The sequence below is a fragment of the Streptomyces sp. NPDC021019 genome (assembly GCF_044333295.1).
Lineage (GTDB): Bacteria > Actinomycetota > Actinomycetes > Streptomycetales > Streptomycetaceae > Streptomyces.
On sequence record NZ_JBIRQR010000008.1, the window covers coordinates 148,993 to 163,879 of the forward strand.

Consider the following 14,887-nt stretch of genomic DNA (forward strand, 5'->3'; position numbering starts at 1 on the left):
TCTCCCAGCGACTTCCGGGGCGTCACGCGCCGCGGTTTCCCACCGCACGGCTGTGCCTGCGGTACTCCGGCGTTCGCCGTTCCGTAGTCGTGTTGGTCGTTTAGGCGCATAGTCGCCTCCGGTTCCGCGCCGCTTCGTGACCACTGAGCGCGCCGTGATTGCTCCTGCCTTCCGCCGCCCTCGTCGGGCCGCCTCCCGGTCGTCGTGGCGCGTGGGTACGGGGTGTCCCGGCATGCCCTCGGCCGCCCTTTCTCCTCACTTCTTCGCGTCGCTCCCTCTCCCCGTTCCTTCCCCCGGACTTTCGCCCCGCATCCGTGCGCCCTTCCGTGGAGCCCTCATGACTGTCAGCCATGCGCCACCATCCCCCGGCCTGTCCGTTGCCCCGAAGAAGACCTCCGCGCCGAGCCGTACGCCGCCCGATCTGGAGACGGTCGTTCCGGCGTCCGTTCGGCGGTCTAGGCTACGGGCCTCTCCGCGGTGGGTCCGGCGGTCGGTGGGGCCGTTGCTGTTGCTCGCGTTGTGGCAGGTGTTCAGCGCCACGGGTGTACTGCATCCCGATGTGCTCGCCTCGCCCGGGACGATCGCCCGCGCCGGCGCCGACCTGGTGACGGACGGGACGCTGCCCGCCGCGATGGGCGTCTCGCTCCAGCGGGTGGTCGTGGGACTCCTGCTCGGGGGCCTCGTCGGGACGACGTTGGCGCTCGTGTCGGGGCTCTCACGGCTCGGGGAGGACCTGGTCGACGCGACCGTGCAGATGCTACGCACGGTGCCCTGGGTTGGGCTGATCCCCCTGTTCATCATCTGGCTCGGGATCGGCGAGGCACCGAAGGTGGCCCTCATCGCGCTCGGGGTGGCCTTTCATCTGTATCTCAACGTCTATGCGGGAATCCGCGGCGTCGATGCCCAACTCATCGAAGCCGGCGAGTCCTTGGGGCTCGGACGGTGGGGGCTGGTCCGGCATGTGGTGCTGCCGGGTGCGCTGCCCGGAGCCATGACCGGGCTGCGGTACTCGCTGGCGACGGCCTGGCTCGCGCTCGTCTTCGGTGAGTCGATCAACGCCGATGCCGGGATCGGGTTCCTGATGAACCAGGCCCGCGAGTTCTTCCGGACCGATGTGATCGTCGTCTGTCTCGTGGTGTACGCCTTCCTCGGTCTCACCGCCGACGTCATCGTCCGGATCCTCGAAAGGCTGCTGCTGCAATGGCGACCGACCTTCACCGGCCAGTGAAAGACGACCTTGTCCCCGGCCCGCCGACCGCGGGGCCGTACGGCGCTCCGGAGGCCGCCGTACGGGTCGAAGGGCTCACCCGGGCCTTCGACGGCCGTCCGGTCATCGACGACCTCGATCTCACCCTGAGGCCGGGCGAGTTCACCGCTCTGCTCGGGCGCAGCGGCTGCGGCAAGTCGACACTGCTGCGGGTGCTCGCCGGGCTCGACCGGGAGATCTCGGGCACCGTCCTGGTGCCGCGTCGGCGCGCGGTCGCGTTCCAGGCCCCGCGGTTGATGCCCTGGAAGAAGGTCTGGCGCAACGTACTGCTCGGGCTGCCGGGCAAGCCCGGACGCGGCGTCGCCGAGCGGGCGTTGGCGGAGGTCGGTCTCGCGGAGCGGGCCGGGGCGTGGCCCAGGACGCTGTCCGGCGGGGAGGCGCAGCGCGCCTCGCTGGCCAGAGCCCTGGTGCGCGAGCCCGATCTGCTGCTGCTCGACGAGCCCTTCGGCGCACTGGACGCCCTGACCCGGATCAGGGCTCAGCAGCTCGTCGCGGAGCTCTGGCAGCGGCGCGGCTGCGCCGTACTGCTGGTCACCCATGACGTGGACGAGGCCCTGCTGCTGGCCGACCGGGCGCTGGTGATGCGGGACGGGCGGATCGCGTACGACACGCCTGTCGCGCTGGACCGGCCCCGCGTCACCGGCTCCCCCGGGTCCACCGACCTGCGCTCCCGTCTGCTGACCGAACTGGGCGTCGAGATCGGTGGCGGCGTCGACAGGGAGGGCCCCGCCCGCGGTGAGCCGGACGCCACCGCCGGTGCGAAGCCGGCCGCGGCCGGTCCGGGACCGGCCATGGCCGCCGCCCCGCCCGGTCCCGGACCGGCGAAGAACCCCGCCGCGTCATCCGCACACCCCCGCCACGGAGAGGCATCATGAAACGCCGTGCCCTGCCTGCCCTGCTCCTCCCCCTTGCCCTGCTCCTGTCCGCGTGCGGCGGCCCCTCCTCCGCGAACTCGGGCGGCAGCACGGACGGAACGGGCAGCGTCACGCTCAACGTCGGTGATCAGAAGGGTGGTTACGAGGCGATCCTGAGGGCCTCCGGAGAGCTCGACGACCTCGGCTACCGCATCAGGTGGTCCACCTTCACCTCGGGACCGCCCCTGCTGGAGGCCGTGAGCGCTGGTGCGGTGGACATCGGAGGCGTCGGCAACACGCCGCCCGTCTTCGCCGCGGGGGCCGACTCGAGCATCGCCGTCGTCGGCGCCACGCACGGCTCGTCGGCCGGTGAGGTCATCGTCGTGCCCGAGGAATCGCCGCTGGAGAAGCCCGCCCAGCTCAAGGGCGCGTCCATCGCCGTGGCACAGGGCAGTTCGGCCCACTTCCAGCTGGTCGCCTCGCTCAAGAAGGCCGGCCTCGGGATCGAGGACGTGAAGCTGAACTACCTCCAGCCCGCCGACGCGCTCGCCGCGTTCAGCCGGGGCAAGGTCGACGCCTGGGCGATCTGGGACCCGTACACCTCGCAGGTCCTGCGCACGGCGGACGCCCGGGTCCTCACCACCGGCGAAGGCGTCGTCAACGGCCTCGGTTTTCAGGTCGCCTCACCCGTGTCTCTCAAGGACGGGAAGAAGTCGCAGGCCATCGGCGACCTGCTCGTCCGGCTGGAGCGGGCCCAGAAGTGGGTCTTCGAGCACCCGGAGGAGTGGGCGAAGGTCTGGGCGAAGGAGACCGGGCTGCCCTACGAGGTGGCGTTGGACGCCGTGAAGCTCAGCTACGGCACCCGTGTCCCGGTCGCAATCGACGCCGCGGCCATCGCCTCCGAGCAGGAGATCGCCGACACCTTCGCCGAACTGAGGCTGATTCCCCGGCGGTTCGACTTCGAGGACTACGTCGACACCCGGTTCAACCGTGACCTCCCCGCTTCCTCCACCGCGCCGCGCTCCTACGGAAAGGCCTCATCGTGAACGTCCGTCTACACTGGTTCCTGCCCACCGGGGGCGACGGCCGGACGCTCGTCGACCGGCACGCCTACACCGACGGCGGCATCAAACGCGACCGGATCACCCCGGTGAGCGGCGTACGGGCCCCGGACATGGAGTATCTGATCCAGATCGCCAAGGCGGCCGAGCAGTTGGGCTTCGAGGCCGTGCTGACGCCCACGGGTACGTGGTGCGAGGACGCCTGGCTGACCACGGTGGCGCTCGCCCAGCACACCGAGCGGCTGAAGTTCCTCGTGGCGTTCCGGCCGGGGGTCATCTCCCCGGTGCTCGCCGCCCAGATGGCCGCCACGTATCAGCGGATCACCCGGGGGCGGCTGTTGCTCAACGTGGTGACCGGGGGTGATTCCACGGAGCAGCGACGGTTCGGGGACCATGTGGACCACGACCGGCGCTATGCGCGGACCGCGGAGTTCCTGTCGGTGGTGCGGGGCGTCTGGAGTGGGCAGCCGTACGACTTCGACGGTGAGCACTACCAGGTGGAGGGCGGGCTGACCGCGCTGCCGCCGGATCCGCTGCCGGAGATCTTCTTCGGCGGGTCATCGGCCGCCGCGGGGCCGGTGGCCGCGGCCCATTCCGATGTCTATCTGACCTGGGGCGAGCCGCCGGCCGCGGTGAGGGAGAAGATCGACTGGATTCGCGGCCTGGCGGAGGACCAGGGACGGACGGTCCGGTTCGGCATCCGGCTGCACACCATTGCGCGGGACTCCTCGGCCGAGGCGTGGGCCACCGCCGACCGGCTGCTGGGCGACCTCGATCCGGACACGATCGCGGCGGCGCAGCAGGCGTTGGGGCGGAGCGAGTCGGTCGGGCAGCAGCGGATGCTGGCCCTGCACGGCGGTTCGCTGGACAGCCTGGAGATCGCACCGAATCTCTGGGCGGGTGTCGGCCTGGTGCGCGGCGGGGCCGGGACCGCACTGGTGGGCAGCCATGCCGAGGTCGCGGACCGGATCGAGGAGTACCACGCGCTGGGCGTGGAGCACTTCGTGCTCTCCGGGTACCCGCACCTGGAGGAGGCGTACTGGTTCGGCGAGGGGGTCACCCCCGAGCTGGCCCGGCGCGGACTGCTGTCGACCGTGCCCGCGTCCCCGCTGCTGGGTGCGAACGGCGCCGAGCCCCGGCCCGCCACGGCTCCGGGTGGAGCGCCCTTGCTGGTCGCCGGGGGCCGCTGAGTCTCGCGGTGCTGCTCGTCGGGGGGCCGGGAAGATCCCGGACCCCCGACGAGTTAGTAGAAGCGTGAACATTTCTGGGGTGCGTGAGCTGGACGTGGTCGTGATCGGCGCGGGTCAGGCGGGGCTGTCCGCCGCCCACCACCTGCGCCGCGCCGGACTGGAGCCGGACGTCGGCTTCGTCGTGCTGGACCACGCGCCCCGGCCGGGCGGCGCGTGGCAGTTCCGCTGGCCCTCGCTGACGTACGGCAAGGTCCACGGGATGCACGCGCTGCCGGGCATGGAGCTGACCGGAGCCGACCCCGACCGACCCTCGTCGGAGGTGATCGGCGCGTATTTCGCCGCGTACGAGGAGCGCTTCGGCCTGCGGGTCCACCGCCCGGTGGAGGTGAGCGCCGTACAGGAGGGGAGCGGCGGGCGGCTGCTGGTGGAGACGTCCGAGGGGACGTACGCCCCGCGGGCCCTGATCAACGCGACCGGCACCTGGGACCGGCCTTTCTGGCCACGCTACCCGGGTCAGGAAACCTTCCGGGGGCGGCAGTTGCACACGGCGAACTATCCGGGGCCGGAGGAGTTCGCGGGGCAGCGCGTCATCGTCGTCGGGGGCGGCGCCTCCGGCACGCAGCATCTGATGGAGATCGCCGGGCACGCGGCCGGCACCTTCTGGGTGACCCGGAGCGAACCGGTCTTCCGCGAGGGGCCGTTCACCGAGGAGTGGGGGCGGGCGGCCGTGGCGATGGTGGAGGAGCGGGTGCGCAAGGGGCTGCCGCCGCGGAGCGTGGTCAGCGTGACCGGGCTGCCGATGACAGACGCGGTGCGGCGGGCGCGGGAGCAGGGGGTGCTGAACCGGCTACCGATGTTCGACCGCATCACGCCGAGCGGCGTGGCCTGGGACGACGGTCGGGTCGTCGAAGCCGACGTGATCCTGTGGGCCACCGGGTTCCGGCCCGCCGTTGACCACCTGGCACCGCTGAAGCTGCGCGAGCCGGGCGGCGGCATCCGGGCCGAGGACACCCGCGCCGTACGCGACGGGCGTGTCCATCTCGTCGGGTACGGCCCCTCCGCCAGCACCATCGGCGCGAACCGCGCGGGCCGGGCGGCGGTCCGGTCGGTCATGCGGCTGCTGAAGGAGACGGGCGAGGAGAGCGGCGACGAGCGGCCGGACCGGAAGGCCGACGCCGGGCGGGCGGACCGGGAAGCCGACGGCGGACGGCCGGACCGGGAAGCCGGGGCGGTCGCCGCCGCACCGGTCTCCGGGGGCTGAGCGCTCCGCGGGCGGAGGCCCGTCAGCCCGTGGCGGCGGACGCGCGGGCGCGGTTGAACTCCTCGACGTTTCTCCGCTGTTCGTCGTAGCTGTCGGTGAAGCGGGTGTCGCCGGGACCGACCGTGACGAAGTACAGCCAGGGTCCGGGCGTGGGGCTGACGGCCGCGCGCAGGGCCTCCTCCCCCGGGTTGCCGATGGGCGTCGGCGGCAGCCCCTTGGTCCGGTAACTGTTGTACGGGCTGTCCAGCTGGGTGTCGGCGGTCGTCGTGTCCAGGGTGGAGCGCTTCAGGGCGTAGTTGATGGTGGAGTCCATCTGCAACGGCATGTCCCTGAGCAGCCGGTTGTAGACGACCCGGGCCACCTTGCCCATGTCGGACGCGGTGTCGGCCTCGGCCTGGACGATGCTGGCGATGGTGATCGTGTCGTAGACGGAGACGTTGTTGCGCTGGGCTCCCGCCGTGACGTGGTCCGCTCCGAAGTGCTTGCGGGCGGTGTCCGCCATGTAACGCAGCAGGGCCGCGGGCTCGGTCGCGGCGTCGAGCGGATAGGTGGCCGGGAAGAGGTAGCCCTCGGGGTTGCCCTCGGCCTGGGCCGGCAGAGCGAGGTCCACCGCCGTCGCGGCCTTCCGCGTGCTGCCGGGCTTCAGGTCGAGCGCCTGGTCGACGGCCTCGTACACCTGCGAGGCGCGACGGCCCTCGGGGATCACCAGGGTGGCCTGCGGGCGCTCCTTCTCGGGCCCGTCCCCGTCCGATCCGGTCAGGGACAGCGGGATCAGGACGGCGGCCGACACGACGAGCAGGGCGACGGCGGCCAGGACGGCCTTTCCGCGGCGGGTCGGGCGGAGTCTGCGACGGGGCCGGGCGTCCGGGGACTCGTTCACCATGCGGGCACGTTAACCCGGGGCGTCGGCGACGGCCGGTAGCTCGGCCACGGCGTCGGCTCCGGCGACACGAACGCCGTACCGGCGGACCAGAACGCACGATATACGGAACACACGAACAGGGGATCGGGTGTTCGCTGGAACGTGTGATCGTCAGGGTATTCGTCGCTGTTCACCCGTCCGAGGGGTGATGATTGCAGAGCGCAGTCAACGGGCTGCAGACCGCTACTGCGCAGTCCCACAGATGCACCACGTACAAGGAGAAAGACCAGATGAACTTCCTGACCAACCTGCTTGCCGGCGTCGTCCACTTCGTGGGTTGGCTCGTCTGACCATCGCTCCGCCCGGCGCCGCCGCTCCCCGTCCCACGGAAGCGGCGGCGCCGCCGTGTGTGCGGCGCCGGCCGGCTCAACCGTTCGCCGCCGCAGGCCCGGTGAAGGGCGGCAGCGCGGTGAACCCGGGATCCACGGTCACCGCCGCCGCGAGGGTGACGAGCGCCCGGCGGACCCGGCTGAGCGGGTGGTCCGGGAATTGCGCGTCCCACTGGGCGTGGTCCGCCGCGTGGAAGGGCAGCCCGCCCTGGACCTCGGGGGCGTAGGGGTGCGGCCGGAAGTACTGGTCGGGACCGAGCTTGGCCATCACCACGGCTTCCCGCATGCCCGTCATGCCGCGCTCCGCCGCCTGGATCTTCACCACCGTGCTGCACCCGGCGCGCGGCACGGTGAAACTGCCGATGAACGCCTGTCCGCTGCGCTGTCCCGGCAGCGGCAGTTTGAGTATCTGACGCAGGGCGGGCAGCTCGCCCACTCGCTTCACCGACGCCTCGATGAGTCCGCCGCCCGCCCGGGCGGTGAAGTGGGTCAGACCGTGGCGCAGGGCGGGGCCGTCGTCCAGCGCGGCGGGCAGATCCGGCGGCAGGTCGAAGAAGTGCAGTGACAGCACATCACCGTGGTCGTTCAGCCAGGTGTCGGTGTCCACGGTTCGGTAGCCGGGGAGTTCCACCCCGAGGAGAGCTCTCATGCGCGGCGATCATGCCGTACGCGCGTCGCGCCGGTGGCCTCAGGGCTGTCTCAGCACCCTGACGCCGGGGGCCCGCGGTCCTGCCCGGGCGGTCAGGAGGCGGGAACCGGGGCCGGCTGGGCGTCTCGGCGGATCAGGGCGGCGTAGCGCCCGTCGCGGTCGAGCAGCTCCTCGTGCGTACCGCGCTCGGCGGCCCGGCCGTTCTCCAGGACGACGATCTGGTCCGCGTCGCGCACGGTGGAGAGGCGGTGCGCGATGGTGAGCGTGGTCCGTCCTGCGGAGAGGGCGTCGATCGCTTGCTGCACGGCCTGTTCCGTACGGGTGTCGAGCGCGCTGGTCGCCTCGTCGAGGATCAGCACCGGCGGGTCGCGCAGGATGGTGCGGGCGATGGCGAGGCGCTGCTTCTCACCGCCCGAGAAGCGGTAGCCGCGCTCACCGACCAGAGTGTCGTAGCCGTCGGGCAGGGACGCGATGTGGTCGTGGATCTGCGCCGCGCGGGCCGCGGTCTCGATCTCCTCGTCGGTGGCGTCCGGCTTGGCGAAGCGCAGGTTGTCGGCGACCGAGGCGTGGAAGAGGTAGGTCTCCTGGGAGACGACACCGATCGCTCGGGCGAGGGTGTCGAAGTCCAGATCGCGGACGTCGACCCCGTCGAGTGTGACCCGGCCGCCGGTGACGTCGTACAGCCGGGGCACGAGGTAGCTCAGGGTGGACTTGCCGGAACCGGTGGATCCGACGACTGCGAGGCTCCCGCCGGCGGGAACGGTGACGGCGATGCCGGTCAGCGTCGGGCCGTTCTTCTCGTCGTAGCTGAAGTCGACGTCCTCGAAGGCGATCTCGCCGCGGATCTTCTCCAGGCGCACCGGCTTCTCCGGTTCGATGATGTCCACCGTGAGGTCGAGGTACTCGAAGATGCGCTGGAAGAGGGCGAGGGAGGTCTGCATCTGCACACCGGTGGAGAGCAGGCTCACCGCCGGGCGGAACAGCCCCTGCTGGAGCGTGACGAAGGCGACCAGGGTCCCGATGGAGACGGCGGCCGCTCCGGACGCGAAGGTGAGACCTGCCGCCCAGTAGATGACGGCGGGCATGGCGGCCATCACGATGCCGATCGTCGACATCCGCCAGCGGCCGGCCATGCTGGCGCGCACTTCGAGGTCGACCAGGCGCTCGGACTCCTCGGCGAAGCCCCGGGTGAGGGAGTCGGAGCGGCCCATCGTGCGACCGAGGAGGATGCCGCTGACCGAGAGGGACTCGGTGACCGTGGCGGCCATCGCGGCCATCTGCTTCTGGCGCTGGGTGGTGATCCTCTTGCGCTCCCGGCCGACGCGGCGGCTGATCGCGACGAAGACCGGCAGCAGGAGCAGCGAGACGACGGTGAGCCGCCAGTCGAGCGCGAGCATGGCGACGACGGTCGCGATGACGGCCGTGAGGTTGGAGACCAGCGAGGTCGCGGTGGAGGTGACCGTCGCCTGCATACCGCCGATGTCGTTGGCGATGCGGGACTGGACCTCGCCCGTGCGGGTGCGGGTGAAGAAGGCGAGCGGCATCCGCTGGAGCTGGGTGTAGACGGCGGTGCGCAGGTCATGCATGACGCGCTGACCGACGGTGGTCGAGATCAGGGTCTGGAGCACGCCGAAGACGCTGGTCATCACGGCGGTGAGGATCATGCCGAGCGCCAGCAGGGTCAGCAGGCCCGTGCGCCCCTGCGGGATCGCGGTGTCCAGGATCTCGCGCAGCAGGAACGGGGAGGCGACCGATACCAGGGAGGACGCGCCGACCAGCAGGCCGACGACGGCCAGCCGGCCGCGGTAGGGGTGGAAGAGGCGGAGGATGCGGCGCACCTCGGCGGGCGGCCGGTCGGTGGCGGCTGCCGCGGTGTGGGTATCGGGTGGGGGCGCCCACGTGGGCTCGTCGGGCTTCATGGGCTCCTTCGTCGGGCATGAGGCGTGACCGGGCGGACCCGGCCATCGCACATGGAGAGCTTAGCTCATTGTTACCTATACTCACAATGAACGAGGTCCTGATATTGTTCCCGTATGGACGCCCCCGATTCCCCCGGTCCGCTCGGCTCCTCCCGCTCAACCGGCTCAACCGGCTCCCCCGACACCGACGGCATGCTCGCCGAGCAGTTGCTGCGGCTGACCCGCCGACTGCACCGCATCCAGAGCCGCCAGCTGGAGCCGATCGACATCACTCCGGCCCAGTTCCGGCTGCTGCGGACCGTCGCGAGCTACGAGGCGGCCCCCCGGATGGCGGATCTCGCCCGGCGCCTGGACGTCGTTCCGCGCGCCGTGACGACGCTGGTCGACGCCCTGGAGGCGAGCGGCCGGGTGCGCCGCGCACCGGATCCCGACAGCCGCCGGGTGGTCCGCGTCGAGATCACGGACGAGGGGCGCGCCACGCTGCGGTCCCTGCGCAGCGCGCGCCGGGCCGCCGCGGAGGAGATCCTGGCCCCATTGACCGCCGATCTGCGCGAGGTCCTCGGCGGGCTGCTGTCCGCCCTGGTCGACGGCATGCCGGAACGCCACTGCTGAACACCGCGCCTTAGCCGCCGAGGAGATGGCCGACATGCCGCTGCTGGAGCCCGACCCGGAAACCCTTCGCCCCGGAACCGCACGGGAGCCCGCCCCCGACCGGGTCACCGACCGCAGTGCGGGCGGCACCCCGGAGCCGCTGCGCGGCGAGCTGACGGCCCTGCTCGGCGCCGACAAGGTGCTCTGGAAGATCTCCGACCTCGTGCGGTACGCCTCCGACGCCAGCCCCTACCGCTTCCTCCCCCGGGTCGTGCTGGTCCCCGAGGACCTCGACGACGTCTCCGCGATCCTGTCGTACGCCCACGGCAAGGGCCGGAACGTGGTCTTCCGGGCCGCGGGCACGAGCCTCAACGGCCAGGCGCAGGGCGAGGACATCCTCGTCGACGTACGCCGCCACTGGACCGGCGTCGAGGTGCTGGACGACGGGGCGCGGGCCCGGATCGGGCCGGGGACGACGGTGACGCGGGCCAACGTCGCCCTCGCCCGGCACGGCAGGCTGCTGGGCCCCGACCCGGCCAGCGCCATCGCCTGCACCGTCGGCGGGGTCGTCGCCAACAACGCCTCGGGCATGACCGCGGGCACCACGCGCAACTCCTACCGGACGCTCGCCTCGCTCACCTTCGTCCTGCCGAGCGGCACCGTCGTCGACACCGCCGGTCCGGCCGCCGACGAGGAGCTGGCCCGCGCCGAACCGGAGCTGTGCGCGGGGCTGATGGAGCTGAAGGCGGAGATCGAGGCGGACGAGGAGCTGACCGCCCGCATCCGCGCCAAGTACACGATCAAGAACACCAACGGCTACCGCCTGGACGCCTTCCTCGACGGGGCGACCCCGGTGGAGATCCTGCGGGGGCTGATGGTCGGCTCCGAGGGCACGTTCGGCTTCATCTCCGAGGTCGTCTTCGACACCCTGCCGCTCGATCGGCGGATCTCCAGCGCCCTGCTGTTCTTCCCCTCCCTCACCGCGGCCGCGGCCGCGGTGCCCCGGTTCAACGAGGCGGGGGCCATCGCCGTGGAGCTGATGGACGGCAACACGCTGCGCGCCTCCGTCAGCGTGCCCGGTGTTCCGGCGGACTGGGCGGCGCTGCCCCGGACCACGACCGCGCTGCTGGTGGAGTTCCGGGCTGCCGACGAGGCGGGCCAGGAGGCGTTCGAGCGGGCGGCCGACGCCGTCGTCGCCGGTCTGGACCTGGTCGTCCCGGCCGTGTCGGTGACCAACGCCTTCACCCGGGACGCCGGGACGATCGCGGGGTACTGGAAGGCCCGCAAGGCGTTCGTCACAGCGGTCGGCGGGTCCAGGCCCTCGGGCACCACTCTGATCACGGAGGACTTCGCGGTGCCGCCCGCACGGCTGGCGGACGCCTGCGAGGCGCTGCTGGAGCTTCAGTCGCGCCACGGTTTCGACGCCGCCGTGGCCGGTCACGCCGCGCACGGCAATCTGCACTTCCTGCTCGCGTTCGACGCGGCGAAGCCGGCCGACGTCGAGCGGTACGACGCGTTCATGCAGGAGTTCTGCGCGCTGGTGGTGGACCGCTTCGACGGGTCGCTCAAGGCGGAGCACGCCACCGGACGCAACATCGCGCCCTTCCTGGAGCGGGAGTGGGGTCCGCGCGCCACCGAGCTGATGTGGCGGACCAAGCAGGTCATCGATCCCGCCGGGGTGCTCGCGCCGCGCATCGTCCTGGACCGGGATCCGCGGGCCCATCTGCGGGGTCTGAAGACCATTCCCAAGGTGGAGGCGGTCGCCGACCCGTGCATCGAGTGCGGCTTCTGCGAACCGACCTGCCCCAGCGAGGATCTGACGACCACTCCGCGCCAGCGGATCGTGCTGCGCCGGGAGATGATGCGCCAGGTGGACGGTTCACCGGTCGAGGCCGGTCTGCTGGACGCCTACGGGTACGACGCCGTGGACACCTGCGCCGGGGACTCCACCTGCAAGCTCGCCTGTCCGGTCGGCATCGACACCGGGGCGATGATGAAGGGCTTCCGGCACCGCAGGCACACGCCGCGCGAGGAGCGGATCGCCGCGCTGACCGCGAAGAACTTCCGTGTGGTGGAGGCCTCGGCGCGGCTGGCAGTGGCGGTGGCCGACGCGGTCGGCGACCGGGTGGGCGACCGGCCGCTCGGGGCCGCGACGCGGCTCGCCCGCAAGGCCGTCCGCCCCGATCTCGTACCGGAGTGGCTGCCCCAGATCCCCGGGGCGGCGGCCCGACGGCTGCCGCGTACGGACCGGATCGGGGCGAGCGCGGTCTACTACCCGGCCTGCGTCAACCGCATCTTCGCCGGGCCGGACGGCCGCCCCGGCCTCTCCCTGGCCGAGGCGGTGGTGGCCGTGTCGGGGCGGGCCGGGAAGCCGGTATGGATCCCCGAGGACGTCGCGGGGACGTGCTGCGCGACGATCTGGCACTCCAAGGGGTACGACGCGGGCAACAGGATCATGGCGAACCGCATCGTGGAGGCCGTCTGGGGATGGACGGCGGGCGGAAAGCTGCCGCTGGTCGTGGACGCGTCCTCGTGCACGCTCGGCATCGCCGAGGAGGTGGTGCCCTACCTCAGCGAGGACAACCGGGCGCTGCACCGTGAACTGACCGTCGTGGACTCGCTGGTGTGGGCGGCCGACGAACTGCTGCCGAAGCTGACGGTGTTCCGCACCGCCAGGTCGGCCGTGGTGCATCCGACCTGTTCGATGGAACACCTGGGTGATGTGGGGCAGTTGCGCGCGCTGGCCGAGGCGTGCGCGGACGAGGTCGTGGTGCCGGACGACGCGGGGTGCTGCGCGTTCGCGGGCGACCGGGGAATGCTGCACAAGGAGTTGACCGATTCGGCGACGGCCGAGGAGGCGGCCGAGGTCGGCCTCCGCGACTACGACACCTATCTGTCGGCGAACCGTATGTGCGAGATCGGCATGGAACGGGCCACCGGGCGTCCCTACCGCTCGGCGCTGATCGAGCTGGAGCACGCCACCCGGCCGACCCTCCGCTGAGCCTCGGACGTCGGACACCAACACCCTTACCGACGTGCACATCTGAGCGTTTCCGGGCCCCGATTGGTTGCACCAGTCGGGGCTTCGGCGTGCCGTGAAGAAAGTCCATGGTTTGAGGACGAGAGTCCAAATACCTCTCTTGCGCACCATCAGCCTCACCCTCCAGGGTCCTTACCGAGACCCGGCCCCCGCGCTCGTCATCCGTGCGGGGACCGGACGCGCTCGCGCACCGTCTGAACCCCCAACCCCACCTGGAGGCTCGATGAACGACGACGCCCGGCCCGCACCGGATCCGCAGGACATGCCCCCGCACGGCGGCGCCGCCGACGAGGCGACGCGGCAGGATCCCAGCCGCCGTTCGGTGCTGTGGACCACGGCGGGTGTGGCCGGCGCCGGACTCGGCCTCGGCGCACTGGGAACGGGGAGCGCGTCGGCCACCGAGGCGACCGCCCCACAGGCCCTCTCCGCCGCGGAGGCGGCCGCCGCCGTTCCCGCCCGGCAGGGCCGCACCATGGCGGGCGTCCGCTTCGAGGGACGCTCCACGATCCGGGTCGGCATCGTGGGCCTCGGCAACCGGGGCGGCAGCATGATCGACCTGTTCCTCGCCGTACCGGGCGTCCAGGTGAAGGCGGTCTGCGACCCGGTCCGGGACAAGGCGGAGAAGGCCGCGGCCAAGGTGACGGCCGCCGGTCAGCCCGCACCCACCGTCTACGCCAAGGGCGAGAACGACTACGAGAACCTCTGCAAGCGCGGGGACCTCGACTTCGTCTATGTGGCGACGCCCTGGGAACTCCACTTCCCGATGGCGAAGGCCGCGATGCTGAACGGGAAGCACGTCGGCGTCGAGTGCCCGATCGCCATGCGGCTGGAAGAGCTCTGGCAGCTGGTGGACCTCTCCGAGCGCACCCGGCGGCACTGCATGCAGCTGGAGAACTGTTGCTACGGAAAGAACGAGATGCGGGTGCTGCGCATGGCGCACGCGGGTCTCTTCGGCGATCTGCTGCACGGCGCGGGCGCCTACAACCACGACCTGCGCGAGCTGATGTTCGACCCCGACTACTACGAGGGGCCCTGGCGCCGGCTGTGGCACACCCGGCTGCGCGGTGACCTCTACCCCAACCACGGGTTCGGGCCGGTCGCCAACTACATGGACGTCAACCGGGGCGACCGGGCCGTGAGCATCACGAGCATCGGCACTCCGGCCCTGTCGCTCGCCGAGTACCGAAAGGAGCACATGCCGCCCGGCGACCCCAGCTGGAAGGAGTCGTACATCGGGGCCGACCGGACGATCAGCCTCGTACAGACGGCCAAGGGCCGGGTGATCCGGCTGGAGCACGACGTGTCCTCCCCGCACCCGTATTCGCGGATCAACAGCCTCGGCGGTACGCGGGGCGTGTTCGAGGACTACCCGGCGCGCATCTACCTGGAGCCCACGAACACGAACCACCAGTGGGACGACTTCAAGAAGTACACCGAGTGGGATCACTGGCTCTGGAAGGAGCACGCGAACCCGCCGGGCGGGCACGGCGGCATGGACTACATGATGATTTTCCGCCTGATGCAGTGCATGCGGCTCGGTCTGGTCCCCGACTTCGACGTGTACGACGCGGCGGTCTGGACGGCCCCCGTGCCGCTGAGTCATCTCTCCATCAAGGCCAAGGGCGCGCCGTTGCCGATCCCGGACTTCACCCGGGGCGAGTGGCGGAAGGCCCGGTCCGGCATGGACTCCGAGAAGCCCGCGGAGTGACCACCCCCGGGGTCCCGGGCCGGCTCGGCCCGGGACCCCGCAGGGCGGCGGAGAAGGCCGGAAAACCGGTTGCCCCGGACCGGGACGAACAGGGAA

At 71.5% G+C, this 14,887-nt stretch carries 11 protein-coding genes; 8 read left to right on the top strand and 3 right to left on the bottom strand.

Annotation, left to right across the window (positions count from 1 at the left end; genetic code table 11):
- Positions 1–337: 337 nt before the first annotated feature.
- The 5 genes from ACH4RG_RS31700 to ACH4RG_RS31720 all read left to right on the top strand — a co-directional run bounded on the left by ACH4RG_RS31700 (position 338) and on the right by ACH4RG_RS31720 (position 5,633).
- The gene (locus tag ACH4RG_RS31700) at positions 338–1,228 is read left to right on the top strand and encodes an ABC transporter permease (protein WP_398163352.1); all 891 of its coding nucleotides are present in this window, start codon (positions 338–340) and stop codon (positions 1,226–1,228) included.
- The gene (locus ACH4RG_RS31705) at positions 1,201–2,142 is read left to right on the top strand and encodes an ABC transporter ATP-binding protein (protein ID WP_398540606.1); all 942 of its coding nucleotides are present in this window, start codon (positions 1,201–1,203) and stop codon (positions 2,140–2,142) included. The genes ACH4RG_RS31700 and ACH4RG_RS31705 overlap by 28 nt, the downstream gene beginning before the upstream one ends.
- Complete coding sequence (locus tag ACH4RG_RS31710) at positions 2,139–3,167, top strand: ABC transporter substrate-binding protein (RefSeq protein WP_397931580.1); 1,029 nt, start codon at positions 2,139–2,141, stop codon at positions 3,165–3,167. Before ACH4RG_RS31705 ends, ACH4RG_RS31710 begins: the two co-directional genes overlap by 4 nt.
- A complete protein-coding gene (locus ACH4RG_RS31715; RefSeq protein WP_398540607.1) occupies positions 3,164–4,372 on the top strand; it encodes an LLM class flavin-dependent oxidoreductase in 1,209 nt (402 codons plus the stop codon). The genes ACH4RG_RS31710 and ACH4RG_RS31715 overlap by 4 nt, the downstream gene beginning before the upstream one ends.
- A gap of 79 nt (positions 4,373–4,451) precedes the next feature.
- Positions 4,452–5,633 (top strand): NAD(P)-binding domain-containing protein, encoded by a 1,182-nt coding sequence (locus tag ACH4RG_RS31720; RefSeq protein WP_398540608.1) that lies wholly within the window; start codon positions 4,452–4,454, stop codon positions 5,631–5,633.
- A 22-nt stretch (positions 5,634–5,655) separates the two neighbouring features.
- Here ACH4RG_RS31720 and mltG read toward each other — a convergent pair whose 3' ends face one another.
- The 3 genes from mltG to ACH4RG_RS31735 form a co-directional block, all read right to left on the bottom strand.
- Positions 5,656–6,516, bottom strand: coding sequence for an endolytic transglycosylase MltG (mltG, locus tag ACH4RG_RS31725; RefSeq protein ID WP_397923524.1), 861 nt, complete (start codon positions 6,514–6,516; stop codon positions 5,656–5,658).
- A 405-nt stretch (positions 6,517–6,921) separates the two neighbouring features.
- Positions 6,922–7,533: a hypothetical protein gene (locus tag ACH4RG_RS31730; RefSeq protein WP_398540609.1), complete on the bottom strand. Its 612-nt coding sequence runs from the start codon at positions 7,531–7,533 to the stop codon at positions 6,922–6,924.
- Positions 7,534–7,625: 92 nt separating this feature from the next.
- Positions 7,626–9,452 (bottom strand): ABC transporter ATP-binding protein, encoded by a 1,827-nt coding sequence (locus tag ACH4RG_RS31735; protein WP_397923520.1) that lies wholly within the window; start codon positions 9,450–9,452, stop codon positions 7,626–7,628.
- A gap of 114 nt (positions 9,453–9,566) precedes the next feature.
- Between ACH4RG_RS31735 and ACH4RG_RS31740 the strand changes: the two genes are divergently transcribed.
- The 3 genes from ACH4RG_RS31740 to ACH4RG_RS31750 all read left to right on the top strand — a co-directional run bounded on the left by ACH4RG_RS31740 (position 9,567) and on the right by ACH4RG_RS31750 (position 14,791).
- The gene (locus ACH4RG_RS31740; protein WP_398540610.1) at positions 9,567–10,064 is read left to right on the top strand and encodes a MarR family winged helix-turn-helix transcriptional regulator; all 498 of its coding nucleotides are present in this window, start codon (positions 9,567–9,569) and stop codon (positions 10,062–10,064) included.
- A gap of 34 nt (positions 10,065–10,098) precedes the next feature.
- Positions 10,099–13,044 (top strand): FAD-binding and (Fe-S)-binding domain-containing protein, encoded by a 2,946-nt coding sequence (locus tag ACH4RG_RS31745; protein ID WP_398540648.1) that lies wholly within the window; start codon positions 10,099–10,101, stop codon positions 13,042–13,044.
- Between the two features lie 262 nt (positions 13,045–13,306).
- Positions 13,307–14,791 (top strand): Gfo/Idh/MocA family protein, encoded by a 1,485-nt coding sequence (locus ACH4RG_RS31750; RefSeq protein WP_397931594.1) that lies wholly within the window; start codon positions 13,307–13,309, stop codon positions 14,789–14,791.
- Positions 14,792–14,887: the final 96 nt, after the last annotated feature.

Coding starts and splice junctions, on each gene's coding strand:
- ACH4RG_RS31740 (WP_398540610.1), top strand. CDS start 9,567: ATGGACGCCCCCGATTCCCCCGGTCCGCTCGGCTCCTCCCGCTCAACC.
- ACH4RG_RS31700 (WP_398163352.1), top strand. CDS start 338: ATGACTGTCAGCCATGCGCCACCATCCCCCGGCCTGTCCGTTGCCCCG.
- ACH4RG_RS31705 (WP_398540606.1), top strand. CDS start 1,201: ATGGCGACCGACCTTCACCGGCCAGTGAAAGACGACCTTGTCCCCGGC.
- ACH4RG_RS31730 (WP_398540609.1), bottom strand. CDS start 7,533: ATGAGAGCTCTCCTCGGGGTGGAACTCCCCGGCTACCGAACCGTGGAC.
- ACH4RG_RS31750 (WP_397931594.1), top strand. CDS start 13,307: ATGAACGACGACGCCCGGCCCGCACCGGATCCGCAGGACATGCCCCCG.
- ACH4RG_RS31745 (WP_398540648.1), top strand. CDS start 10,099: ATGCCGCTGCTGGAGCCCGACCCGGAAACCCTTCGCCCCGGAACCGCA.
- ACH4RG_RS31710 (WP_397931580.1), top strand. CDS start 2,139: ATGAAACGCCGTGCCCTGCCTGCCCTGCTCCTCCCCCTTGCCCTGCTC.
- mltG (WP_397923524.1), bottom strand. CDS start 6,516: ATGGTGAACGAGTCCCCGGACGCCCGGCCCCGTCGCAGACTCCGCCCG.
- ACH4RG_RS31735 (WP_397923520.1), bottom strand. CDS start 9,452: ATGAAGCCCGACGAGCCCACGTGGGCGCCCCCACCCGATACCCACACC.